Source organism: Staphylococcus sp. EG-SA-2 (assembly GCF_017152085.1).
This window is the reverse complement of sequence record NZ_JACYHC010001084.1, coordinates 1-734: the sequence shown is the minus strand read 5'-3', so window position 1 is coordinate 734 and position 734 is coordinate 1. Positions and strand designations below refer to the sequence as shown.

Annotated in this window: 1 protein-coding gene; it reads right to left on the bottom strand. The window is 30.4% G+C overall.

Annotation, left to right across the window (positions count from 1 at the left end):
- The coding region (locus IDG60_RS18200; RefSeq protein ID WP_206161029.1) for an ABC transporter permease at nucleotides 1-734 on the bottom strand (734 nt) is incomplete at both ends.

The window sequence follows — 734 nt, the reverse complement described above, 5'->3', positions numbered from 1 at the left end:
TACTACCCTTTGGAACTGGTAAAAGTATATCTAGATAACTTCTTCTGACTGCAGATTCTTTCAAATGTTTTACATCGGTGAACATATTAACAAATTTATAATAATTCATATGATGTCGATGTTCGATTGCAATCATTTTCTCCCAAGGATACAAAAAGCCTGGTTTATATTTTTTAACTAAAAATTCTATTAACACAGGCAAAGCAACCATCACAAATGCGATGTACCATTTTGGAGCTAATAGTAAGTAATATGTTAGAGCAAAGGTGATGAATGATATTAAATTAACTTGCCATGTTTTAAGTCCCGATTGATACCATTGCCATCTTAAGCGTAAACCAACATATGGAAAAATTAATGCACTGACTCCAAAACAAATATAAAATGCCACATTATGTTGATTAATATTGTAAAACAACGGGAACATTACAATAACAATAATGAGTTGGATTAATATGCGCGCAAAGTAACTATATAAAATCGCATGACGCATAAATTGAGACATGTGTTTTTCAAATGGTAATAAAAAGATTTTATCCGCTTCTTTTAGGAGTGGTCGCATTGGAAAAATGGATGTCAATGCTACAATCACTGCTGCTATTAATGAAAAATTGATATTCGTTGGAATATGTTTTAACCATTCACCATATCCAAAAATAAATGCACCCAGCAAAATAAGTAAAAAGACCATGAAATGACCATTAAATATAAACTTATTATAATAATTTTTCTCT